The organism is Massilia litorea (assembly GCF_015101885.1).
Lineage (GTDB): Bacteria > Pseudomonadota > Gammaproteobacteria > Burkholderiales > Burkholderiaceae_D > Telluria > Telluria litorea.
The window spans coordinates 4,862,229-4,883,468 of record NZ_CP062941.1 but is presented as its reverse complement, the minus strand read 5'-3'; the positions used below and the strand labels follow the sequence as shown (position 1 = coordinate 4,883,468).

Genomic DNA, 21,240 nt, shown 5'->3' with positions numbered 1-21,240 from the left:
TATATACGGTAGTGGCATAAGCAATCGCATAAAATACGGATTGGCATTTACACCATCACATAACAACAGGAATGAACCTTCACCAACTGCGTTTCGTGCGCGAAGCCGTGCGCCAGAACTACAACCTCACCGACGCCGCCAAGGCCTTGTTCACGTCGCAGCCGGGGGTGTCGAAAGCCATCATCGAGCTCGAGGAAGAGCTGGGCGTCGACATCTTCACCCGCCACGGCAAGCGCATCCGCGGCCTGACCGAGCCGGGCCGGCTGGTGCTGGAGTCGGTCGAGCTGATCATGCAGGAAATCGAAAGCCTGAAACGCATCGGCAAGGAATACGCGGCCCACGACAGCGGCAGCTTCACCATTGCCACCACGCACACCCAGGCGCGCTACATGCTGCCGAAAGTGGTGCAGGCCTTCATGGCGAAGTACCCGAAGGTGCGCCTGTCCCTGTTGCAAGGCAATCCGAAGCAGATCGCCGACATGGTGAAAACGGGCCAGGCCGACCTGGCGATCGCCACCGAAGCGATCGCGGCGATCGACGGCCTGGTGACCTTGCCCTGCTACCAGTGGGAACACGTGATCGTGGTGCCGCCGGAACACGAGCTGCTGCGCTCGAAGGCGATTTCGCTGGAAGAGATCGCCGGTTACCCCCTGATCACTTATGATGCCGCCTTCGCCGGCCGCAGCAAGATCGACCACGCCTTCAACCTGCGCGAACTGAAGCCGGATGTGCTGCTGGAAGCGATCGACGCCGACGTCATCAAGACCTATGTCGAGCTTGGCATGGGCGTGGGCATCATCGCCGGCATGGCCTTCGATGCCGAGCGCGACCGCAACCTGCGCACGATTCCCGTCGGCCACCTGTTCGGCATGAACGTGTCGCGGGTGGCGGTGAAGCAGGGCGCTTACCTGCGCAGTTATATTTATACCTTCATCGAGCTGCTGGCCCCGAGCCTGAACCGCAAGATGGTCGAAGCCGCAATGCGCGGCGGAGAAAACTACGAGCTGTAAGAGTCAGAGAAAAACATGAGCAATCAACAAGTAGCAAAGTATTACGCCCTGCTGGGCGAGGCCGTCGAGGACAAATACCTCGAGCCGGACATGGATGAAGACATCGACGACATGAGCATCCACCTCGGCAACGTGCTTGCCGGGCATACGGTGCTGGAACTGGGCTGCGGCACCGGTTTCTGGACCGAAGTGGCGGCCGAGTCGGCGCAATCGGTGCTGGCGGTGGACATCAACGCGAACCTGGTCGACATCGCCCGCGAGCGCGGCATGCCCGAAGGCAAAGTAACCTTCCGCGTTGCCGACGCCCTCGACCTGCCGGAAGACATCGGCAAATTCACGGCGGTACTGGTCAGCTTCCTGTGGTCGCACCTGAACAAAAAAGAGCAGGAACAGCTGCTGGCGACGCTCAAGAAGCGCCTGGGCAAGGATGTGCTGCTGGTGATCCTGGACGATTCCTTCGTCGAAGGTTTCAGCGAAACCATTGCGCGCACGGATGCGGACGGGACGACCTACGAGATCCTGACGGCGCCGGAAGGCGAGCGTTTCGAGCTGCCGAAGAGTTACCAGTCGGACAGCGCGTTACGTAAGCGCCTGGGCAATGTCGGCAAGGAGATCAAGATCGAGCGGATCGAGTTTTTCTGGATATTGACCTGCCGCCTGAAGTAAGCCGGAGCGTGGTGTAACGTATGGGGTCATGGAGGCCATTGGCCTCCATGACCCCATACGTTGCGCAACTGACGGTGGCATAAAAAACGCGCGTGAATCACGCGCGTTTTTCATTTCAGGTTACGCCAATCAGAACGCGTGACGCACACCCACCGTGAACGCGGTCGGGTCCGCACCCAGCGCGGTCGCCACCGGCGTCACGTTGTTCGACGACGAGTTCAGGCCGAACACGCCGCGATCGTTGTTGCGCATCGAGCCGTAGGCGGTGTACAGGTTGGTGCGCTTGCTCAGCGCGTAGCTGTAGGCCAGGGACCAGGCGTTGCCGCGGGCGCCATTGTCGATTTCGTTGCGCTGCAGGTTCGCGTAGAACTTGTTCGAACCCATGGTGTAGACACCGCCCAGGTTGATCTGCTCGAACTTGTTGTTGGCGCCGGCCTGGTCGGCCGCCAGGTAATTGGCCTTGATGTCGAAGTCGCCCAGCTTGACGCCGGCGCCGAGCGCGAGTTCGCGGTCGTCACTGATCGCAACACGCTCCAGCCGGTGGTAGCCGGCGCCGACGTAGAACGGGCCGTTCGCATATTCCAGCGCCACGCCCAGCAGGTTGCCGTTCGGACCGTCGGTCGTGCGCTCCCCGGCCGAGTACGCAGCCAGCACGCTGAAGCCTGCCATCGGGGCGCTCTTGAAGTTCACGGAATTGCTCAAGCGGCGCGTCAGGCGGTTGGTGGTGAAGGCCGACAGGTTGCTGCCGTAGAAGCCCTGGCCGAGCGCGTCGGTGGCGGCGGCGATCGACGCGATCGGGCTGTATTCCCGGCCCACGGTCAGCTGGCCGAAGTTGCCTTGCAGGCCGACCACCGAGCGGCGGCCGAACAGGGCCGAGTCCGCGGCGCCGGTGTCGAGCGACACGCCGGCTTCGATGTTGAAGATTGCCTTCAGGCCATTGCCCAGGTCTTCGGTGCCGCGGAAGCCCAGGCGGCTGCTCGACTGGTTGCCCGAGTTGATGACGGTGCGGCGCTTTTCGCCCGGTGCGTCGGTGTCCTCGACGGCGACGGCCGCGTCCATGATGCCGTAGACGGTGACGTTGGTCTGCGCATGCGCGAACAGCGGAAGGGTCGTGATCAGCGCGGCGGCCAGGGCTTTGTATTGCATGAAGATCTCCAATAAGGTGACGAAGGACTGAGTTGGCAAACTCAGGGTCCAGCGCATCTTATCGGGGCAATATTTCTACTTCATGACAGGTTGATATTCGAAAACAACAAGTCCTAAACGGTATGGTCCGCCACCGGCAGCACGATGTCGATCCGGGTGCCGGGCGACTCGTCGGCGCTGATGGTGATCTCGCCCTTGAGTCCCCAGACCCGTTCGCGCATGCCGACCAGGCCCAGCGATTCGGCCTTTTCCATGTCTTCCTCGCTGATGCCGCGGCCGTCGTCGCGGATCGTGACGAGCAGTTCGCTGTTGATGCGGTACAGGTTCATCGTTACCAGGCTGGCGCCGGCGTGGCGGGCGATGTTGGTGAGCGCCTCCTGGATGATGCGGAAGATCGCCGTGCTGGCCTGGTCGTCGAGGCGCAGCTCGGCTTCGTCGGCCAGCAGTTCGCAGACGATGCCGTGGCGCAGCGTGAAATCCTCGCGCAAGCCCTGCAGGGCGAAATACAGCCCGCCCTCGTCCAGGGCGCGCGGACGCAGGTTGGTGGCGATGCGGCGCAGCGAGGTAATCGCCGTGAGCAGGTTGCCGTCCATGCCGTCGATCAGGCGCCCGAGGTTCGGCGAAGCGCCGCACTCGGTGCGCAGCAAGGTGAGGTCCATGCGCAGCGAGGCCAGCAATTGGCCGAGGTCGTCGTGCAGCTCGCGCGCGATGTGGGTGCGCTCTTCCTCGCGAATGGTCTGCAGCGCGGCGGACAGCTGGCGCAACTGGTCGTGCGAGCGCGCGAGCTTGCGCTGCACCCGCTGGCGCTCGGACACGTCGCGCAGGATGATGGTGTAGACGGTGTGGCCGTCCTGCAGGGTATCGGCGAGCGAACCTTCGATGGCGAAGGGCTCGCCATTGGCGCGCAGGCCGATGCCGGCGTAATCGGTACCGCGGCGCCCGGCGCGGCCGTCGGCCTGGAAATACTCGAGCGGCGATTCGACGTCGGCGGCCGGTGCCCGGATGAAGCGCGACAGCGGGCTGCCCTGCATCTGCTGGGTCGTGACCCCGAACATGGCCGCCGCCGCCGGATTGGCGAGCACGATGCGGCTCGTCTCGTCGGCCGCGATGATCGCTTCGCCGGCGTTGTGGACGACGCGCCGGCTGTGGCGCGCCGGCGCATCGACGGCGCTGTCGGCGTCGACACGGGCCAGCCAGCGGCCGCCGAACCAGCCGAGCGCGAACATCGCCAGGCCGCGCACGAACGGGCGCGCACTGCGCTGTTGTTTCATGTGGGTATGCCTGCCGGGTATGCCTGCGTTATCGTCCGCGCATGCGGACCAAACGCTACGATACGGCGGGCGTAGAAGGTCGTACTTGAGGGGGGACAAGCTGGGCAGGACCCGGATCAGCCGCGTAACGTATGGGGTCATGAAGGCCAATGGCCTCAATGACGGGTTCACCAGGCACTCGTGCCCACGCGGCGCGCCAAGTGAGAGTCGAACTGCCTGAAAACGACGACAGCATGATGAACATGCCTTCATTGCGAGAGCACATGCTTGACCTTGCATGCTCCGCACCGCGTGGGCATGCCCACCCTACGGTACGCGGCAGCTAGCGGGTCCCGGACAGCCTTACATCTGCTTGAAGAGATGCAGGAAACTCCGGCTTACTTCCAGCTTTTCCGGACGCCCCTTGACCAGCACCAGGTGCCGCCCGCGGATGTCGCGCGTCACGCCTTCGATGGCGTTGACGTTGACCAGCGTGGCGCGGTGGATCTGCCAGAACAGGGCTGGATCGAGTTCGTCGGCCAGGTCACGCACCGGCTTGCGAATGAGCGCCTCGAATGTGGCCGTCTGCACGCAGGTGTATTTTTCGTCGGAGCGAAAGAACAAGATGTCCTCGACCGGGATCATGCGCAAATCCTGGCCGATGCTGGCCTGGATCCACTGCAGGTGCTTCGGCTTGGGTGCGGCGATCTTTTCCGCCAGTTGCGACAGCATCGCGGTGACGCTGTCGTTCACCACCGCGCCCGGCTTGTCCAGGCGCGCTTTGAGGCGTTCGACCGTGACCTTCAGGCGCTCCGGTTCGGAAGGTTTCAGCACGTAATCGACGGCGCCGCGCTCGAAGGCTTCGACCGCGTACTGGTCGTAGGCGGTGACGAACACGATCTGGCTGCGGTCGCCGATTTCGCGTGCCGCTTCCATGCCGGTCTTGCCCGGCATGCGGATGTCGAGGAAGGTCAGATCGGGCTTGTGCTGTCCGACCAGTTCGACCGCTTCTTCGCCATTTTTCGCCTCGCCCACGATCTCCAGTTCCGGCCACACCTGCTCCAGGCGCATGCGCAGCTGGTCGCGCATCAGTCTTTCATCATCGGCAATAATCGCGGTCGGCATGGTCGTGGTCCTGGCGGAAAGAGGAAGTGACAATTATTCAACGAAACGGGGCGGCAGGCAAGGACATCGATGCCCCAGCGGGAAACCTGCTCAGCGCGAAACCTGGTACGGCACCTCGACCATCGCGATCACGCCGCTCGGGCTGTTGGCGGCGATGTGCAGCTGGCCGGACTCGCCATGCAGCAAGCGCAGGCGCTCGCGGATGGTCGGCAGGCCGAGGCCCGTACCGGTGCTCGGCACGACCCCGAAACCGACGCCGTCGTCGGTGACGGTGACGCGCAATTTGTTGTCGGCGACGTCGGCCACGATTTTCAGGGTGCCGCCCTCGGGCTTGCATTCCAGGCCGTGCTTGATCGCATTTTCGACCATCGACTGCAGCATCATCGGCGGGAAGGCGGCGCTGCGCAGGCCGTCGGGGATGCGCATGTCGACCGTCAGGCGTTCTTCCATCCGCATCTTGAGCAGGTTCAGGTAGGCAGTGACCATGTCGACTTCGCGCCCGAGGTTGGTCACCAGGGTGTTGTCGCGCATCTGCGGCAGCACCGCGCGCAGGTACTGGATCAGGCTGCGCTGCATGGCCGAGGCGCGCGGCGGGTTGGTCTCGATCAGGTGTTCGACCGAGGCGAGCGTGTTGAACAGGAAGTGCGGCTCGACCTGGGCCTGCATCATCTGCATGCGCGCCTCGGACAGCTGGCGCTGCATCGACTCGCGCTCGGCGGCGGCATTCGCGGACTGGGTTTGCAATTCAGCGCGCTTCTTGCCGCCCATCAGCGCCTTGACCCCGAACAGGGCCATGACCAGCAGCAGCACGAAGCTGTTGAACCAGGTCGAGGCCTGTTTGTGATAACGCGACACTTTCGCCTCTGCCGCATCGTCGACGGCGCCTTCGATCGCCACCGACAACTCTTCGGCGATCTGCGGCGGCAGTTCGATGTGGACCGAGTCGCTGCCCGGATGGGCGCCTTTCGGCAGGGCCAGGTCGGGCGCCGGGACAGGGTCGGGCGCTCCCGGCGCAGCCGGAGCGCCGGGCGCCTCGGGCGCGGGCGGCACGGATGGGTGCGCGGCCGCAGGGCCGTCCGGACTGCCGGCTTTCGGCTTGTTGCGCGGGTTGAAATGGATGCCGCTGTCGTCGATCAGGATGCTGGGCTGGTCCTTGCGCGCGGCGCGCTCGGCCGCGGCGATCTCGACCTCTCCGCCGGAAAACAGTTCTTCCTGGAGGATGGCGCCGGCGATCAGGGTCAGCGCGGCGAACAGGAAGAATTTCCACCACGACAGCTGGGTAACCCAGGTGGCGACGGCATCGAAGGCGCGGTAAAGCGACGACAGGATGCCTGAAAAATAATGGTGGGAGGAGCTGCGCGCTTGCATGTCGGGTCTTGTCTTCGATTCGTGGGCGGGAGCGAGTGTACCGCGTCCCTGCCGCCCGGTGCCGTTTTGCCATGTGCAAATGGCAGGGTCCGGCTTTCGGATTGTTGGAATGTTGCAACTTTACCCCGCAGCCGGCGACACCGCGCGTGCTTTGCGACAGCCTGCAGGATGCGGGGCGTGGAATGCAGAAGGCGGTGCCGGTGCCGCCTTGTCGCCCCCCAAACCCTTCAATAAAAAATAAAAATCGGAAACTTTGCACGGTATGATTTGAAAACGATTGCCGTATTGAAAGTCAACCATTCGACGAAAGGGTACGCCGATGTCCGCCGTTCTTGCACAGTTTCGCCTCGTCACCCGCAGCGACTTCGATGGACTGGTCTGCGCAGTCCTGCTCAAGCACCTGAACCTGATCGACGACATCTTGTTTGTCCACCCGAAGGACATGCAGGACGGCAAAATTGCGATCACCAAGCGCGACATCACGACCAACCTGCCCTATGTCGCCGGGGCCCACCTGGCCTTCGACCATCACCTGTCCGAGACCATCCGCAACCGCGGCACGCGCCCGAATCACGTGATCCAGCCCGAGGCGCCGTCGGCGGCGCGCGTGGTCTGGGATTACTACGGCGGCGAGAAAGTGTTCCCCGTGGCCTGGCGCGACATGATGGCGGCGGTCGACAAGGGCGACAGCGCCCGTTTTTCGCGCGAGGAAGTGCTGGAGCCGGCCGGCTGGAACCTGCTCAACTTCCTGATGGACGCCCGTACCGGCCTCGGCCGCTTCCGCGATTTCCGCATCTCGAACTACCAGCTCATGATGGAACTGATCGAGGCCTGCCGGCAGCATTCGATCGACGAGATCATGGCGCTGCCCGACGTGCAGGAGCGCACCAGGCTGTATTTCGAGCACAGCAACCTGTGCAAGGAACAGATCCGGCGCTGCGCCCGCGTGCACGGCAACCTGGTGGTGCTCGACCTGCGCGAGGAGCAGACGATTTACGCCGGCAACCGTTTCATCATCTATGCGCTGTTCCCGGAGACGAACATCTCGATCCACGTGCTGTGGGGGCTGAAAAACCAGAACACGGTGTTTGCGACGGGTAAATCGATTCTGAACCGGAGCTCGAGGACGAATATCGGCGCGCTGATGCTGGAGTACGGCGGGGGCGGGCATGAGAATGCGGGGACTTGCCAGGTGGACAACGCGATGGCGGAGGATGTGCTGGGGGCCTTGATTCAGCGGATTACGAGCGAAGGGTAAGGTGTGCGGGCGGGGTGGGGCTGTTGCCTGTTCCGTTATCGGTGCGTTGAATCCGCGTGGGCATGAATGCCCACCCTACGGCCGGCAGCGGAGACCGTAGGGTGGGCTCTTGAGCCCACGCGGATTCGGAACACCGATAGCCGAACAGGCAACAGCCCCACAACCGTCGCATAACCGTCACGCCGGCATCCGATCGCGCACCAGGTTGCGCGCCGCCTCCGGCAGCACCGGCTCGCTCAGCAATAAACCCTGCAGCACCTCGCATCCATGCGCGGTCAGGAAGTCCAGCTGCGCCCGCGTCTCGACCGCCTCGCCGATCACCGGCATGCGCAGATTGTGCCCGATGTCGATGAGCGTGCGCGCCATCGTCCCGCCTTCGCCTTCGGGCCCGTCGGCAATCGCGCGCACCGCTTCCTTTGCCAGTTTCAGCTGGCCCACGGACAGTTCGCGCAGGAAGCCGAGGTCGGTCATGCCCTGGCCGAATTCGTCGATCGACAGCGTCAGGCCGAGCTGGCGCAGCTGGGCGGCCAGGTCGCGTACCTGGCCCGGATTGCGGATCACGGTTTCCTCGCGCAGTTCGATCTGAAGGAGGTCCGGCGCCAGCTCCCAGGCTTTCAGGCGCGAGGCGATGCCCGATACGAAATCCTGCTGCCCGTACTCGCGCGCCGTGACGTTCACCGTCACCGGCACGTCGGTGATGCCCAGCTGTTTCAGGTCGTGCAGGAAGGCGCAGGCCTGGTCGAGCACCCAAGCCCCGAACTCGACGATGCGGCCGTTTTCCTCGGCTTCCGAGAGAAAAGAGGAGGGCAGCAGGACCCCGTGCTCGGGGTGGCGCCAGCGCAGCAGCGCCTCGAAGCAGGAGACCCGGCCGCTCTTCGCGTCGATGCAGGGCTGGTACAGCATGAACAGCTCGCTCCGTTCGATCGCGTGCGACATGCCGGAATCGAGCCGCGCCCGCGCCTCGCTGCTCGACTTCATATCGTTCGAAAAGAAATAGATTTCGTTGCGGCCGGTGGCCTTGGCGTGGTACATGGCGACATCCGCGGAGCGCACCAGATCGGGCGCGGTGATGCCGTCGTGCGGGTAGACCGCGACCCCGAGGCTGGCGCCGACGGCGATTTCCTTGTGCATGAACGAGACGGGCTGGGTCAGGCTCTGGCGCAGGCGCTCGATCATGCGCAGCGTGAAGCGCAGCGTGGGCTGGTTCACCAGCACCAGCACGAATTCGTCGCCGGACAATCGCGCCACCGTGTCGATCTCGCGCACCGAGGCCTGCAGGCGGCGCGCGACCACCTTCAGCACCACGTCGCCGGCCTCGTGGCCGAAGCTGTCGTTGATGTTCTTGAAGTTGTTCAGGTCGATCAGGACGATGCCGACCATCGACTTCTGGCGCTGCGACAGGTGCAGCGCCTGCTCCAGCCGGTCCCACATCAGGTTGCGGTTGGCCAGGCCGGTGAGCGGGTCGTGGTTGACCTCGTGCTCGAGGTGGGCGGTGCGCTGCTTGGTGGCCGTGACGTCCATGATGACGCCGATGAAATGTGTCGTTTCGCCATGTTCGCCCTGTACCGGCGTGATGGACAGGTCGTTCCAGAACAGCTCGCCGTCCTTGCGCATGTTGCGAAACACGACGTTCACCGGCCGCCGCGCGGCGATTGCCTCGCGCACCTGCTGGCGCTCATTGTTGTCCATCCCGGGCGCCGCCATGAAGCGCGAATCGCGCCCGACGACTTCGATCGCGCTGTAGCCGGTGATGCGCTCGAAGGCCGGATTGACGTATTCGATCGGGCAGTTGCCGCCGTCGATGCCGGTGATGACGATGCCGTTGCTGGCCGCGTGCAGGGCGCGCTCGCGCAGGCGCAGTGCGCGTTCCTGCTCGCGCCTGGCCGTGATGTCCATGCCCATGCCGAACAGGTAACGGCCGCCGTCGCAATCCACGCGCGCGCCGCACAGCAGCATCGGCGTTTCGCGTCCGCTGCGCGCGACGACATCGGCTTCGATCGTGACTTCCTCGCCTTCCTCGAACACGCGGCGGATACTCTCGGCGATCAGGGGACGGGTGGGCAGATCGAACAGTTCGAGCGCATTGGTCGCGCCCATTTCTTCCGAGCTGTACTCGGTCATCCGCTCATGGTTACGGTTCCAGAGCAGGAAGCGGCCTTCGCGGTTGAGTGCATAGAAGGTGCCCGGCAAGACGTCGATGATCGTCGCCAGCGGCATGCGCCCGACCAGCACCGCGTCGGGCATGGCATCGTTGTGGACGTTGTCGATGGCTGCGACCCAGGCCCGGTCGACGCCATCGAGGCCGGCCTGCGGCAGGATGGCGAGGTCCGCCTTGACCGTCGTACCGTCGGCATGGCGCAGGACGACCCGGTTGGTGTGGCCGTGGTCTTCGGCCAGGCCGCGCCAGCGCACGGTCATATCCCCGGGATCGATGCCGACGAGCAGGGAGCCGAAGGATTGGCCGATGGCCTCGCGCGCGGGAAAGCCGAGCAGCTGCTCGCACGCCTTGTTCCATGCCGTGATGATGCCCGCTTCGTCAATCAGGAAAGCGGCGTTGGCAGTCGGTATGGGCATGGTCATGCTGAGCGCCTTTCGTTGTGGGCAACCTCAGTTGGACTACCCGAGCGTACTCCTGTTCCCCACCTTTTGTCGCCCTTGTTCAAAAACAAAAAGCCACGGCTGAGCGTGGCTTTTTGCGAAGGGGACAGGAGGCGTGCTCAGGCGGCCGCGCTCTCCTGTTTTTCCGGCAGGGCGATTTCGTTGTTCACGCTGAACTGGTAGTCCTTGAACACGTGCTCGGCGCTCAGGATCTGGTAATCGCCGTTGGCCAGTTTGTGGGTCGTGTCCTTCAGGCGGTAGGTGTAATGGCCGCAAGTCCAGCAGTTATAGTTGCGCATGTGCGTGCACAGGCAGGTCTTGTCCATCACCGGCGGGTTTTTCACGTCCGGATTGGCCAGCACTTCGCGGTTGTACGAATTGATGTAGGCGCAGTTGCCGGTGGCGTCCAGCAGGTAGCCGTAGGATTCGCAGCCCGGGCGGATGCCGGAACCGATGGCCGGCGTGCTTTTCAGCATGCGCATCGGATAGCCGGTCGGCGAGATGCCGTTGACGATGATGTCTTCCTCGCTGGCGCGGAAGTATTCCTGCTTGACGCTGTCGGGCATGCCGCATTCCTGGGTGACGGTGAAGCGGGTCGCCACCTGCACGCCGCCCACGCCTTTTTCCAGGAACGAGACCGCATCCGAACCGGTGAACACGCCGCCGGCCGCGATCAGCGGGATGTCGATGTTTTCCGCGCGCATGTAGGCGAGGATTTCGTCGATGATCAGGTGCAGGTCGTAGTTCTTCCAGTCGAAACCGAAGCCCAGGTGGCCGCCGGCCAGCGGTCCCTCGACGATGATGAAATCGGGCGGGCGGTTGAGTTTGGCGACCTTGCGCAGGAACAGCTGCAGCGCGCGCACCGAGGACACGATGATGCCGAGCTTGGCTTCACGGAAGCGCGGGTGGTCCTTGATCAGTTCGAAGGAACCGAGGTGCAGGCCGGCGGACATGGTGATGCCGTCGATGCCGGCGTCGAGTGCCGAGGCCAGGCGCGTGCGCAGGGTTTCCTTGGGCGCGTTCATGGTCAGCTTTTCCATGCAGTTCACGAAGATCAGGCCATCGCCCTTCTTCGCCGCCATGGTCGCGCCCACGTGCAGGCGCGTCGCTTCGGCCAGGCGTTCGAGGTCGAACTGCACCACCGCCTTGTCCATGTTGTTGATGTTGAACTTGTAGAGCTTGGTCTTGTCCTTGACGAAGGTCGTATCGAACTTGCGGTCCGAGACGTCCTGCACCATCGCGTCCGAGATGTGGCCGATGCCGCCCAGGCGCGCCGCTTCCAGCGCGAGCTCGGAGGTCGAAATGTCCACGCCCATTCCGCCAATCATGATGGGCACATATTCCTTATTGCCCAGACGCAGGCGGAAATCATCAACACGTTTCATTGCTATCCTTAGACTACCGAAGTTGCTACCAGTGTGCTCTTGCTCGAAAAGCGAGGCGGGGCGAGCGAGTTTGTGCAGCCTCAATTCTACCCCAAGCAAAAAGGGGGTAGCGCGAGGCATGCGGCGAGGGAAGGCCGGGGCATGCCCCGGCGGCGTCCATTAATCGCGGAAGTTGTTGAACGCGAGCGGCAGGTCCTGGATGTCCTTGCGCAGCAGGGCCATCGCGGCCTGCAGGTCGTCGCGCTTGGCGCCGGTGACGCGCACGGTTTCGCCCTGGATGCTGGCCTGCACCTTCATCTTGCTTTCCTTGATCGCCTTGGTGATTTTCTTGGCGTCCTCGGTCTCGATGCCGTTGCGCACCTTGATCAGCTGCTTGACCTTGTCGCCGCCGATCTTTTCCACTTTTTCCTCGTCGAGGAAGCGGACGTCGACCTTACGCTTGGTCATTTTGTTGACGAGCACGTCCTTCACCTGGCTCAGCTGGAAATCGGAATCGGCGAACAGCGTCAATTCCTTTTCCTTCTGCTCGACCTTGGCGGAGCTGCCCTTGAAGTCGAAGCGGGTGGTGATTTCCTTGTTCGATTGCTCGACGGCGTTCTTTACTTCAACCATGTCTGCTTCGCAGACCACGTCAAACGATGGCATCGCAGTTTTCCTTTTATGATGTTGCTGCTGAATTTATAAGTGGCAGTATTTTAACGGACAAGCACGAATAGAACGACCGTTTTAACCCGACAAGGCTGGGGTCGCTACGATATTTGCCTCTATAATCGACCGGTTTTCGCCCTCGACCGTCCTGACCCATGCCCAATACCCTCCCGATCGAACACGACGTTTCGCTGCAAGCCTTCAATACCTTCGGCCTCCCGGCGCGTGCCCGCCGCTACCTGCGCGTCACGCATGCGGACCAGCTCGACGGCCTGCGCGGCGACAGCGCCGGCACGGGCCTGCCTTGTTTCGTCCTCGGCGGCGGCAGCAACGTGCTGCTCACGCGCGACGTCGAGGCCTTGGTGCTGCACATGGCCATCGAAGGCCGCGAGGTCATCGGCGAAGAGGACGGCAAGACCCTGGTGCGCGCCGGCGCCGGCGAAAACTGGCATGCCTTCGTGCAGTACACGCTGGACCAGGGCCTGGGCGGCCTCGAAAACCTGTCCCTCATTCCCGGCACCGTGGGCGCGGCACCGATCCAGAATATCGGGGCGTATGGCCTCGAGATCAAGGATGTGTTTCACTCGCTGACCGTCTTCGACCTGGCGACGGGGGAGCGGCGTACCCTCACCGGGCAGGACTGCCGTTTCGGCTACCGCGACAGTGTGTTCAAGCACGCCGGCGGCGCCAACCTGGTGGTGCTGGACGTCACCTTCGCCCTGCCGCGGGACTGGCAGCCGAACCTGCGCTACGCCGAACTGGCCCAGGCAGTGGCAACGGCGGGCATCGATGCCCCGACGCCGCGCCAGGTGAGCGACACCGTCGTCGCGATCCGGCGCCGCAAGCTGCCCGACCCGGCCGAGATCGGCAACGCCGGCAGCTTCTTCAAGAATCCGGTGGTGCCCGGCGCCCGGTGCCGCGCGCTGCTGGAGAGTTTCCCTCAACTGGTGCACCACGCGCAGCCGGACGGCAGCGAAAAGCTGGCGGCGGGGTGGCTCATCGACCAGTGCGGCTGGAAGGGGAAAAACATGGGCGCGGCCGGCGTCTACCCGAAGCAGGCGCTGGTGCTGGTGAATAATGGCGGGGCAACCGGGGCCGACGTCATGGCGCTGGCGCGCGCGATCCAGCAGGATGTGCTGGAACGGTTCGGCGTCGAGCTGGAGCCGGAACCGGTCTTTATCTAGGCCCGGAAAGCCGCGACCCGGTTGCGGCCACGGGACTTGGCCGCCTGCACGGCTTCGCCGGCCCGCACCAGGACATCGTCGAACATGCCTTCGTCGGACGGCACGGTCGAGGCTACACCGACCGACATCGTCACGATGCGCCGCTCTGGCAAGGGATGCGACAGCGCCAGGCGCTCGAGCGCCGCGCGGCAGGATTCGGCCACCTGCACCGCGCCATCGAGGCCGGTGTCGGGCAGCAGGATCGCGAACTGCTTGCCATCGTAGCGTGCGGCGAGGTCCGACGGACGCTTCAGCTGACCGGTGAGCACGCCCGCCATCTTGCGCAGGCAGAGGTCGCCCGCTTCGCGCCCGAGGCGGTGATTGAAATAACCAAAACTGTCGACATCGCACACGAGCAGGGAAAGCGGCTGGCCGTTGCGGCGCGCGCGCTGCCACTCGCCTTGCGCGACCTGCTCGAAACGGCGCCGGTTCGGGATGCCGGTCAGGCCGTCGACGCCGTCGATGCGGTCGAGTTCGCCCTGCGCACGGGCCAGCAGCGCCTGGGTCTCGACGAGGCGGCGCAGGGCATCGTCGCGTTCGAGCAGCGCCTGGCTGGCCGAGGCGTGGTAGCGCAGGCGCGCCAGCAGTTCGGTCCGGGTCGGTAATTCGGCCAGGTAATCGCTGGCGCCGGCGGCGAAGGCGGCGTCGCGCCCGGCGTTGTCGGCGTTGGGGGCAAGGACGACCAGGGGCAGCGCGTTCAGGGCCGCATGCGCCCGGCAGGCACGGATGAAGTCGCCGCTGTCGTCGCGTCCGCCCAGCGCGCGCACCAGCACGGCCGGGCGCAGCGTCGCCGCCTGCTCCAGCGCCTGGGCGGCATCGGTCAGCATCAGTTCGATGTCGTCGGCGTCCGCCAGCATTTCGCGCAGCGCGCCGGCAAAGGGCGGTGCGCCGACCAGCAGGACGCGGCAAGGGCTGTTCAGTGGCGCAATGGCAGGTGCGGTGGGCATCGGTTTGGCTGAGGTGGCGAAGCGGGGTGGACAGGGCGGTCTCATTCTACCCTGAGCCCCTCACGAATTGTTGCATTTAGTCTATTTCGAGTGTCCGCTTACAACGGTCTGGGCGCGTGTCACGCCTTCGAGTATGCTTGGGCTCCCATTCTGGAGGAGATCCGCATGAAAGCCATCGTCACCGGCCACACCAAGGGTCTCGGCGCCGCCATCGCCGCCGAGCTGATCGAACGCGGGATTCCGGTGCTCGGCCTGGCGCGCAGCCGGGCCGCCGCGGCGGCGTCGACGCTGCTCACCGAAATCGAAGTCGACCTGTCCGATGGCGCGGCGCTGGCCAGCTTCGTGGCGGGCACGACGCTGCGCGACTGGCTGGCGGACGCCGAGACCACGCTGCTGGTGAACAATGCCGGCGTCGTCGCCCCGGTCGGCCCGCTGGCCGAACAGGATCCGCTGGCTGCGCTGCGCGCGGTGACGCTGAACGTGGCCGCGCCGCTGGCGCTGGCCGCAAGCGTGGTGCAGGCAAGTACCGGCGAGCGGCGCATCCTGCACGTGTCGAGCGGGGCGGGCAGGAATGCCTATCCCGGCTGGAGCGTCTACTGCGCCACCAAGGCCGCCCTCGACCGCCATGCCGAAGCCGTGCTGCAGGACGGCGACCCGTCCGTGCGCTGCACCAGCCTGGCGCCGGGCGTGATCGATACCGGCATGCAGGCCGAAATCCGGGCCACGCCGGAGTCGCGCTTTCCGATGAAGGAGCGTTTCGTGCAACTCAAGCAGGAGGGGGCGCTGGCCAGGCCGGACGAGTGTGCGCGCAAGCTGGTGGATTATTTGTTGGCCGATCAATTCGGAAAGCAGCCGCTCGCGGATTTACGCGACGTGTGAAAGCGTCGTTGGCGGCAGCGTAACGTAGGGTGGGCTCTCGAGCCCACGCGGTACGCCGAATGATGGTCGAAGCGCCCCCGATGTTACAGACGGATGATCACCATGTGTGCAAGATCGTCCGGAACGAGATTCTGGCGTGTTACCGCGTGGGCACGAGTGCCCACCCTACGTTACGCGCCGGTTAACGAAAAAAGCCGCCCGCAGGCGGCTTTTCATCGAGCGCGATGGATTACTGCCCGCGCTTGGCCCGTGCCTTGGCCGCGATGCGCATGCGCAGCGCATTGAGCTTGATGAAGCCGCCCGCATCCGCCTGGTTGTAGGCGCCGCCGTCTTCATCAAAAGTAGCGATGTTCATGTCGAACAGCGAATCGGTCTTCGAATCGCGCGCGACGACGATCACGTTGCCTTTATAGAGCTTCACGCGCACCCAGCCGTTGACGGTGGCCTGGGTGTGGTCGATCAGCGTCTGCAGCGCGACGCGTTCCGGTGCCCACCAGTAGCCGTTATAAATCAGGCTGGCGTAGCGCGGCATCAGGTCGTCCTTCAGGTGCGCCACTTCGCGGTCCAGCGTGATCGATTCGATCGCGCGGTGGGCGCGCAGCATGATGGTGCCGCCCGGGGTTTCGTAGCAGCCGCGCGACTTCATGCCGACGTAACGGTTTTCCACCAGGTCCAGCCGGCCGATGCCGTGCTTGCCGCCCAGGCGGTTCAGCTCGGTCAGCACTGCGGCTGGCGTCATGCGCTTGCCGTTCAGGGCGACGATGTCGCCGCGCTCGTATTCGATGTCGAGGTATTCGGCTTCGTTCGGCGCCTGCTCCGGGCTCACCGTCCAGCGCCACATCGATTCCTCGGCTTCGGCACTCGGGTTTTCCAGATGGCGGCCTTCGAAGGAGATGTGCAGCAGGTTGGCGTCCATCGAGTAGGGCGCGCCGCCGTTCTTGTGCTTCATGTCGACCGCGATGCCGGCGTCTTCCGCGTATTTCAGCAGCTTTTCGCGCGACAGCAGGTCCCATTCGCGCCACGGGGCGATGATCTTGACGTCCGGCTTGAGCGCATAGGCGCCCAGCTCGAAGCGCACCTGGTCGTTGCCCTTGCCGGTCGCGCCGTGCGAGACGGCGTCGGCGCCGGTTTCGTTGGCGATCTCGATCAGGCGTTTCGCGATCAGCGGACGCGCGATCGAGGTGCCCAGCAGGTATTCGCCTTCGTAGACGGTGTTCGCGCGGAACATCGGGAACACGAAGTCGCGCGTGAATTCTTCGCGCACGTCGTCGATGTAGATATTTTCAGGCTTGATGCCGAACTTGATGGCCTTGGCGCGCGCCGGCTCGAGTTCTTCGCCCTGGCCGAGGTCGGCGGTGAAGGTGACGATCTCGCAGCCGTAATTGTCTTGCAGCCATTTCAGGATGACGGAGGTGTCGAGGCCGCCGGAGTAGGCCAGCACTACTTTTTTGATGTCGCTCATGGAAGTTCCAGTGTGGAGGAGAGGTGGGATTGAAGTGGTCAGCCGGTCCTTGCGGACCGACGATCAAACAAAGGGTGGTGCTTAAAAATGTTCAGTTGTCCTGGATTTTGCCAAGCAGCAGGTATTCGATCAGGGCCTTCTGCACGTGCAGGCGGTTTTCCGCTTCATCCCAGACCACCGACTGCGGACCGTCGATGACTTCGGCCGCGACTTCCTCGCCGCGGTGGGCCGGCAGGCAGTGCATGAAGACCGCGTCCGGGGACGCGCGCCCCATCTTGGCGGCGTCGACGATGAAGCCGTCAAACGCTTTCAGTCTTTCTGCGTTTTCCTTTTCGTAGCCCATGCTGGTCCAGACGTCGGTGTTGACCAGGTGCGCGCCTTCGCAGGCGTCCGACGGATTGTCGAAGAAGGTGTAGCGCTGCGTCGAGACCAGGCTCGGGTCGATGTCGTAGCCCTTCGGGGTCGAGACGTTCAGGTGGAAGCCGAACACTTCGGCCGCCTGCAGCCAGGAGTACAGCATGTTGTTGGCGTCGCCGATCCAGGCCACGGTCTTGCCGGCGATCGGGCCGCGGTGCTCGTAGAAGGTGAAGATGTCGGCCAGCACCTGGCAGGGGTGGTGTTCGTTGGTCAGGCCGTTAATCACCGGCACGCGCGAATTGGCGGCGAAGCGCTCGATGATCTCCTGGCCGAAGGTGCGCACCATGATGATGTCGCACATGCGGCTCATCACCTGGCCAGCGTCCTCGACCGGCTCGCCGCGTCCCAGCTGGCTGTCGCGCGTGTTCAGGTAGATCGCGGCGCCGCCCAGCTGGTGCATGCCGGCTTCGAACGACAGGCGCGTGCGCGTCGAGCTCTTCTCGAACACCATCACCAGGGTGCGGTCGACCAGCGGGTGGTACACCTCGTAGGCCTTGAACTTGCGCTTGATGACCTTCGCACGCTCGATCACGTATTCGAATTCGTCGAGCGAGAAATCGGAGAACTGCAGGAAGTGCTTGATCGCTTTGGAGCCTGGCATATCGTGTTCTGGGAAGAGAGTATCCCCTTGATTATAAGGGTTTTGCTTGATTTTTGGGAAAGCAGGCCCGCCGCCGATCAATACAGCGTCTGCGCCGACTCGTGCAACAGCTGGGCATACAGCTCGTGGCGGTGTTTCGCGATCTTGCCTTCGGCGACGGCCGTCAGCACGGCGCACTGCGGCTCGGCCAGGTGGCGGCAGTTGTAGTACTTGCAGCCGCCCAGGTAGGGCTTGAACTCGACGAAGGCCCGCTCCAGCATGCCCTCGGAGAGGTGGTACAGGCCGAATTCCTGGAAGCCGGGCGAATCGATGATCGCCGCGCCGTCCGGCAACCAGTAGAGCCGCGTGAAGGTCGTGGTGTGCTTGCCGGTGTCGAGGGCGGCCGAGATTTCGCGCACGGCGATGTCGGCGTCCGGTACCAGCAAATTGATCAGCGAGGACTTGCCCATGCCCGACTGGCCGATGAAGATCGAGGATTGCCCGGCCAGCAAGGGCCGCAGCACGGCCAGCGCATGCTCGGGATTGGTGCGCGCCGATACCTCGTGCACCGGATAGCCGAGCGCCGCATACACGCCGGCGCGTTCGCGCGCGCGCGGCAGCAGGTCTGCGACGTCGGTTTTATTCAGGATCAGGTGGGCCTCGATGCCGGCCGCCTCGGCCGCCACCAGCGAACGCGATACCAGGTCGTCCGCGAAACCTGGTTCGGTCGCGATCACGATGAACAGGCGCGAGATGTTCGCCGCCAGCAGCTTCGATTTGTACTGGTCCGAGCGGTAGAGCAGGGTCGTGCGCTCGGCGATCTTTTCGATGACGGCCTGGTCGTTCGAGGTCTGCACCAGGTGCACGACGTCGCCGACGGCCACATTCGTCTTCTTGCCGCGCGTGACGCACTGGAATTTTTCGCCGTTCACGTCGGCCAGGTAATGGCGCCCGTGCGCCGCGATGATGGTGCCGCTCAGCGTAGTGTCTATTTTCTTGTCTTTGCTCACGCGCCTGTCCGTTCTTCGTAGATTGCGTCGGCTTTCGCAGCGCAGATGATGTCGTTCAGCGATACCGCATTGCCCGCCGAATGGGTGGTCCAGGCGACGATGCAGTGGCGGTAGCGCACCGTCAGGTCCGGATGGTGGTTTTCGGCGTGGATCATCCAGGCCAGCGCGTTCACGAATTCGATGGTCTCGTGGTAGTCCGTGAAGGCGAAGCTGCGCACGAGGCGCTTGTCCTCGACTTGCCAGTCGGGTACCTGCGCCAGCAGGGCGGGCAGCTCGCTGGCCTCGAGGGCCGGCGCGCCGTGGGTGCAATGGCGTTCGCGCAGCGTCATGCGGCCGCTCCGTTCAAATGGGCGATCCGTACCGATGCCGGCGGGTGCGAGTCATAAAACGCCGAGTGCAGCGGGTCGGGCGTCAGCGTCGAGGCATTGTCTTCATACATCTTGACCAGGGCCGAGACCAGGTGCGTCGCATCGCTGTGCTTCGCCGCAAAGGCATCCGCCTCGAACTCGTGCTTGCGCGAGGTGATCGCATTCAGCGGGCCGAAGACGAAGGTAAAGATCGGCAGCACCAGCACGAACAGCAGCAGGGCCATGGCGTCGTTCGGCGCGTGCAGCATCGGCGTCACGCCCAGTCCCGTGTAGAACCAGGCTTGCTCTTTCAGGTAGCCGAGCAGGGCCAGGAAGGCCAGCGACAGCGCGAACATGACGACGATGCGCTTGACGATGTGGCGCAGTTTGAAATGGCCCAGTTCATGCGCCAGCACCGCTTCGATCTCGTGCGGGGCCAGGCGCTCGATCAGGGTGTCGAAGAAGACGATGCGCTTGGCCGCGCCGAAGCCGGAGAAATAGGCGTTGCCGTGGGCGCTGCGGCGGCTGCCGTCCATCACGAACAGCCCCTTCGAGGCGAAGCCGACGCGCGCCATCAGGCCCTCGATGCGCGATTTGAGGCCTTCGTCGGCGAGCGGCGTGAATTTATTGAACAGCGGCGCGATCACGCTCGGGTACAGCACCATCATCAGCAGTTGGAAGCCGCTCCAGACCAGCCAGGTCCAGAACCACCAGAGCGAACCGGCCGATTCCATCAGTTTCAGTACAACCCACACCAGCGGCAGGCCGATCACCATGCCCACCAGCGCGCCTTTCACCATGTCGGCGAGCCACAGCCTGACGCTCATCTTGTTGAAGCCGAAACGCTGTTCCAGCACGAACTGGCGGTACCAGTCGAAGGGCAGGTCGAGCAGGCCCGTGAGGATCGCGAACGCGGCCACCAGCAGGAGTTGATGTAGCATTCCCGGACCGGCGACGTGCAGCAGCGCAGTCGACAGGGCCTGCAGGCCGCCGAGCAGGGTGAAGCCGACCAGGGTCAGGCCGCCCCAGAGCAGGGCGGCAATGCCGAAGCGGGTTTTCGCGACCGTGTAGTCGGCCGCCTTCTGGTGGGTCTCGAGCGAGACCTTGGGGGCGAACTCCGCGGGCACGCTGGCGCGGTGGCGCAGCACGTGGCGGATCTGGCGGTTGGCCAGCCAGAAGCGCAGCCCGAGCGTGAGCACGAAGAAAACGACGAACAAAACCGAAAACGCGAGTGAAGACATTCAGTGCCTGTGAGAAAATGCAGGATTGATTAGGCAAAGAGAGAATTATGTCACACCCAACCGATTCCGCAGTCTCCTCCACCGCCCAGCGTCCCAACGACATGAACCTGGTCTGGGTCGATATGGAAATGACCGGGCTCGACCCGGACACCGACCGCATCATCGAGGTCGCCGTCGTCGTCACCGACATGCACCTGAACGTGCTGGCCGAAGGTCCGGTCTTCGCGATCCACCAGTCGGACGAAACGCTCGACAAGATGGACAACTGGAACAAGGGCACCCACGGCAAGTCCGGCCTGATCGACCGCGTGCGCGCCTCGACCGTGACCGAAGCCGACGCCGAAGTGGCGCTGATCGCCTTCCTGAAGAATTTCGTCCCGGCGAACAAATCGCCGATGTGCGGCAACACCATCTGCCAGGACCGCCGCTTCATGGCGCGCGGCATGCCGAAGCTGGAAGCCTTTTTCCACTACCGCAACCTGGACGTGTCGACGCTGAAGGAACTGTGCCGCCGCTGGAAGCCGGAACTGGCGTCCGGTTTCAAGAAGCACCAGAAACACACGGCGCTGGCCGACATCATCGAGTCGGTCGAAGAGCTGAAGTACTACCGCGAGCATTTCATTAAGCTGTAATGCGCAAGCTGTAATGCGCAGGCTGTAATCGGCGCCACGAGCCGGAGC

General features: G+C 64.0%; 19 protein-coding genes. 6 read left to right on the top strand and 13 right to left on the bottom strand.

The features are described 5' to 3' along the window. Positions 1–71: 71 nt before the first annotated feature. Positions 72–1,010: a CysB family HTH-type transcriptional regulator gene (locus LPB04_RS21935; RefSeq protein ID WP_193686551.1), complete on the top strand. Its 939-nt coding sequence runs from the start codon at positions 72–74 to the stop codon at positions 1,008–1,010. Positions 1,011–1,025: 15 nt separating this feature from the next. Further along, entirely contained in the window at positions 1,026–1,676 is a 651-nt protein-coding gene (locus LPB04_RS21930) for a class I SAM-dependent methyltransferase (protein WP_193686550.1), read from the top strand. Positions 1,677–1,805: 129 nt separating this feature from the next. On the opposite strand, the gene LPB04_RS21925 is transcribed toward LPB04_RS21930, so the two are convergent. From LPB04_RS21925 to LPB04_RS21910, 4 genes are all read right to left on the bottom strand, one after another. After that, positions 1,806–2,822, bottom strand: a complete 1,017-nt coding sequence (locus LPB04_RS21925) for a porin (RefSeq protein WP_193686549.1) — start codon at positions 2,820–2,822, stop codon at positions 1,806–1,808. A 113-nt stretch (positions 2,823–2,935) separates the two neighbouring features. After that, entirely contained in the window at positions 2,936–4,093 is a 1,158-nt protein-coding gene (locus LPB04_RS21920) for a PAS domain-containing sensor histidine kinase (RefSeq protein WP_227496534.1), read from the bottom strand. 342 nt (positions 4,094–4,435) lie between these two features. Continuing rightward, positions 4,436–5,197 (bottom strand): LytR/AlgR family response regulator transcription factor, encoded by a 762-nt coding sequence (locus tag LPB04_RS21915; RefSeq protein ID WP_193686548.1) that lies wholly within the window; start codon positions 5,195–5,197, stop codon positions 4,436–4,438. 90 nt (positions 5,198–5,287) lie between these two features. Next, complete coding sequence (locus LPB04_RS21910; protein ID WP_193686547.1) at positions 5,288–6,565, bottom strand: sensor histidine kinase; 1,278 nt, start codon at positions 6,563–6,565, stop codon at positions 5,288–5,290. A 319-nt stretch (positions 6,566–6,884) separates the two neighbouring features. Here LPB04_RS21910 and LPB04_RS21905 point away from each other — a divergent pair, with 319 nt between their 5' ends. Continuing rightward, entirely contained in the window at positions 6,885–7,823 is a 939-nt protein-coding gene (locus LPB04_RS21905) for a DHH family phosphoesterase (protein WP_193686546.1), read from the top strand. Between the two features lie 177 nt (positions 7,824–8,000). Here LPB04_RS21905 and LPB04_RS21900 read toward each other — a convergent pair whose 3' ends face one another. The 3 genes from LPB04_RS21900 to LPB04_RS21890 form a co-directional block, all read right to left on the bottom strand. Further along, complete coding sequence (locus LPB04_RS21900; RefSeq protein WP_193686545.1) at positions 8,001–10,403, bottom strand: sensor domain-containing protein; 2,403 nt, start codon at positions 10,401–10,403, stop codon at positions 8,001–8,003. 137 nt (positions 10,404–10,540) lie between these two features. Further along, the gene (locus LPB04_RS21895; protein ID WP_193686544.1) at positions 10,541–11,806 is read right to left on the bottom strand and encodes a nitronate monooxygenase; all 1,266 of its coding nucleotides are present in this window, start codon (positions 11,804–11,806) and stop codon (positions 10,541–10,543) included. A gap of 159 nt (positions 11,807–11,965) precedes the next feature. After that, complete coding sequence (locus LPB04_RS21890; RefSeq protein ID WP_193686543.1) at positions 11,966–12,451, bottom strand: YajQ family cyclic di-GMP-binding protein; 486 nt, start codon at positions 12,449–12,451, stop codon at positions 11,966–11,968. 158 nt (positions 12,452–12,609) lie between these two features. Between LPB04_RS21890 and murB the strand changes: the two genes are divergently transcribed. After that, a complete protein-coding gene (murB, locus tag LPB04_RS21885) occupies positions 12,610–13,638 on the top strand; it encodes a UDP-N-acetylmuramate dehydrogenase (protein ID WP_193686542.1) in 1,029 nt (342 codons plus the stop codon). Here murB and LPB04_RS21880 read toward each other — a convergent pair. Next, positions 13,635–14,624, bottom strand: coding sequence for a diguanylate cyclase domain-containing protein (locus LPB04_RS21880; protein WP_193686541.1), 990 nt, complete (start codon positions 14,622–14,624; stop codon positions 13,635–13,637). The two genes, murB and LPB04_RS21880, sit on opposite strands and share 4 nt — an antisense overlap. Before the next feature lie 165 nt (positions 14,625–14,789). Here LPB04_RS21880 and LPB04_RS21875 point away from each other — a divergent pair, with 165 nt between their 5' ends. After that, complete coding sequence (locus tag LPB04_RS21875) at positions 14,790–15,503, top strand: SDR family oxidoreductase (protein WP_193686540.1); 714 nt, start codon at positions 14,790–14,792, stop codon at positions 15,501–15,503. 229 nt (positions 15,504–15,732) lie between these two features. Here LPB04_RS21875 and LPB04_RS21870 read toward each other — a convergent pair whose 3' ends face one another. The 5 genes from LPB04_RS21870 to LPB04_RS21850 all read right to left on the bottom strand — a co-directional run bounded on the left by LPB04_RS21870 (position 15,733) and on the right by LPB04_RS21850 (position 20,560). Further along, positions 15,733–16,965 (bottom strand): argininosuccinate synthase, encoded by a 1,233-nt coding sequence (locus LPB04_RS21870; RefSeq protein ID WP_193686539.1) that lies wholly within the window; start codon positions 16,963–16,965, stop codon positions 15,733–15,735. 91 nt (positions 16,966–17,056) lie between these two features. Next, positions 17,057–17,983, bottom strand: coding sequence for an ornithine carbamoyltransferase (gene argF / locus LPB04_RS21865; protein ID WP_193686538.1), 927 nt, complete (start codon positions 17,981–17,983; stop codon positions 17,057–17,059). Between the two features lie 77 nt (positions 17,984–18,060). Beyond that, positions 18,061–18,972 carry a ribosome small subunit-dependent GTPase A gene (gene rsgA, locus LPB04_RS21860; RefSeq protein ID WP_193686537.1) on the bottom strand — a complete coding sequence of 304 codons (912 nt, stop codon included), beginning with the start codon at positions 18,970–18,972 and terminating at the stop codon, positions 18,061–18,063. After that, entirely contained in the window at positions 18,969–19,301 is a 333-nt protein-coding gene (locus LPB04_RS21855; protein WP_193686536.1) for a 4a-hydroxytetrahydrobiopterin dehydratase, read from the bottom strand. The genes rsgA and LPB04_RS21855 overlap by 4 nt, the downstream gene beginning before the upstream one ends. Continuing rightward, positions 19,298–20,560 carry a M48 family metallopeptidase gene (locus tag LPB04_RS21850; protein WP_193686535.1) on the bottom strand — a complete coding sequence of 421 codons (1,263 nt, stop codon included), beginning with the start codon at positions 20,558–20,560 and terminating at the stop codon, positions 19,298–19,300. The genes LPB04_RS21855 and LPB04_RS21850 overlap by 4 nt, the downstream gene beginning before the upstream one ends. Before the next feature lie 47 nt (positions 20,561–20,607). Between LPB04_RS21850 and orn the strand changes: the two genes are divergently transcribed. Beyond that, complete coding sequence (gene orn / locus LPB04_RS21845) at positions 20,608–21,192, top strand: oligoribonuclease (protein ID WP_227496533.1); 585 nt, start codon at positions 20,608–20,610, stop codon at positions 21,190–21,192. The last annotated feature ends 48 nt before the right edge of the window (positions 21,193–21,240 follow it).

Bases quoted from the DNA above. Each gene is read 5' to 3' on its own strand.
- LPB04_RS21935 (WP_193686551.1), top strand. From the start codon at position 72: ATGAACCTTCACCAACTGCGTTTCGTGCGCGAAGCCGTGCGCCAGAAC.
- LPB04_RS21930 (WP_193686550.1), top strand. From the start codon at position 1,026: ATGAGCAATCAACAAGTAGCAAAGTATTACGCCCTGCTGGGCGAGGCC.
- LPB04_RS21925 (WP_193686549.1), bottom strand. From the start codon at position 2,822: ATGCAATACAAAGCCCTGGCCGCCGCGCTGATCACGACCCTTCCGCTG.
- LPB04_RS21920 (WP_227496534.1), bottom strand. From the start codon at position 4,093: ATGAAACAACAGCGCAGTGCGCGCCCGTTCGTGCGCGGCCTGGCGATG.
- LPB04_RS21915 (WP_193686548.1), bottom strand. From the start codon at position 5,197: ATGCCGACCGCGATTATTGCCGATGATGAAAGACTGATGCGCGACCAG.
- LPB04_RS21910 (WP_193686547.1), bottom strand. From the start codon at position 6,565: ATGCAAGCGCGCAGCTCCTCCCACCATTATTTTTCAGGCATCCTGTCG.
- LPB04_RS21905 (WP_193686546.1), top strand. From the start codon at position 6,885: ATGTCCGCCGTTCTTGCACAGTTTCGCCTCGTCACCCGCAGCGACTTC.
- LPB04_RS21900 (WP_193686545.1), bottom strand. From the start codon at position 10,403: ATGACCATGCCCATACCGACTGCCAACGCCGCTTTCCTGATTGACGAA.
- LPB04_RS21895 (WP_193686544.1), bottom strand. From the start codon at position 11,806: ATGAAACGTGTTGATGATTTCCGCCTGCGTCTGGGCAATAAGGAATAT.
- LPB04_RS21890 (WP_193686543.1), bottom strand. From the start codon at position 12,451: ATGCCATCGTTTGACGTGGTCTGCGAAGCAGACATGGTTGAAGTAAAG.
- murB (WP_193686542.1), top strand. From the start codon at position 12,610: ATGCCCAATACCCTCCCGATCGAACACGACGTTTCGCTGCAAGCCTTC.
- LPB04_RS21880 (WP_193686541.1), bottom strand. From the start codon at position 14,624: ATGCCCACCGCACCTGCCATTGCGCCACTGAACAGCCCTTGCCGCGTC.
- LPB04_RS21875 (WP_193686540.1), top strand. From the start codon at position 14,790: ATGAAAGCCATCGTCACCGGCCACACCAAGGGTCTCGGCGCCGCCATC.
- LPB04_RS21870 (WP_193686539.1), bottom strand. From the start codon at position 16,965: ATGAGCGACATCAAAAAAGTAGTGCTGGCCTACTCCGGCGGCCTCGAC.
- argF (WP_193686538.1), bottom strand. From the start codon at position 17,983: ATGCCAGGCTCCAAAGCGATCAAGCACTTCCTGCAGTTCTCCGATTTC.
- LPB04_RS21855 (WP_193686536.1), bottom strand. From the start codon at position 19,301: ATGACGCTGCGCGAACGCCATTGCACCCACGGCGCGCCGGCCCTCGAG.
- LPB04_RS21850 (WP_193686535.1), bottom strand. From the start codon at position 20,560: ATGTCTTCACTCGCGTTTTCGGTTTTGTTCGTCGTTTTCTTCGTGCTC.
- orn (WP_227496533.1), top strand. From the start codon at position 20,608: ATGTCACACCCAACCGATTCCGCAGTCTCCTCCACCGCCCAGCGTCCC.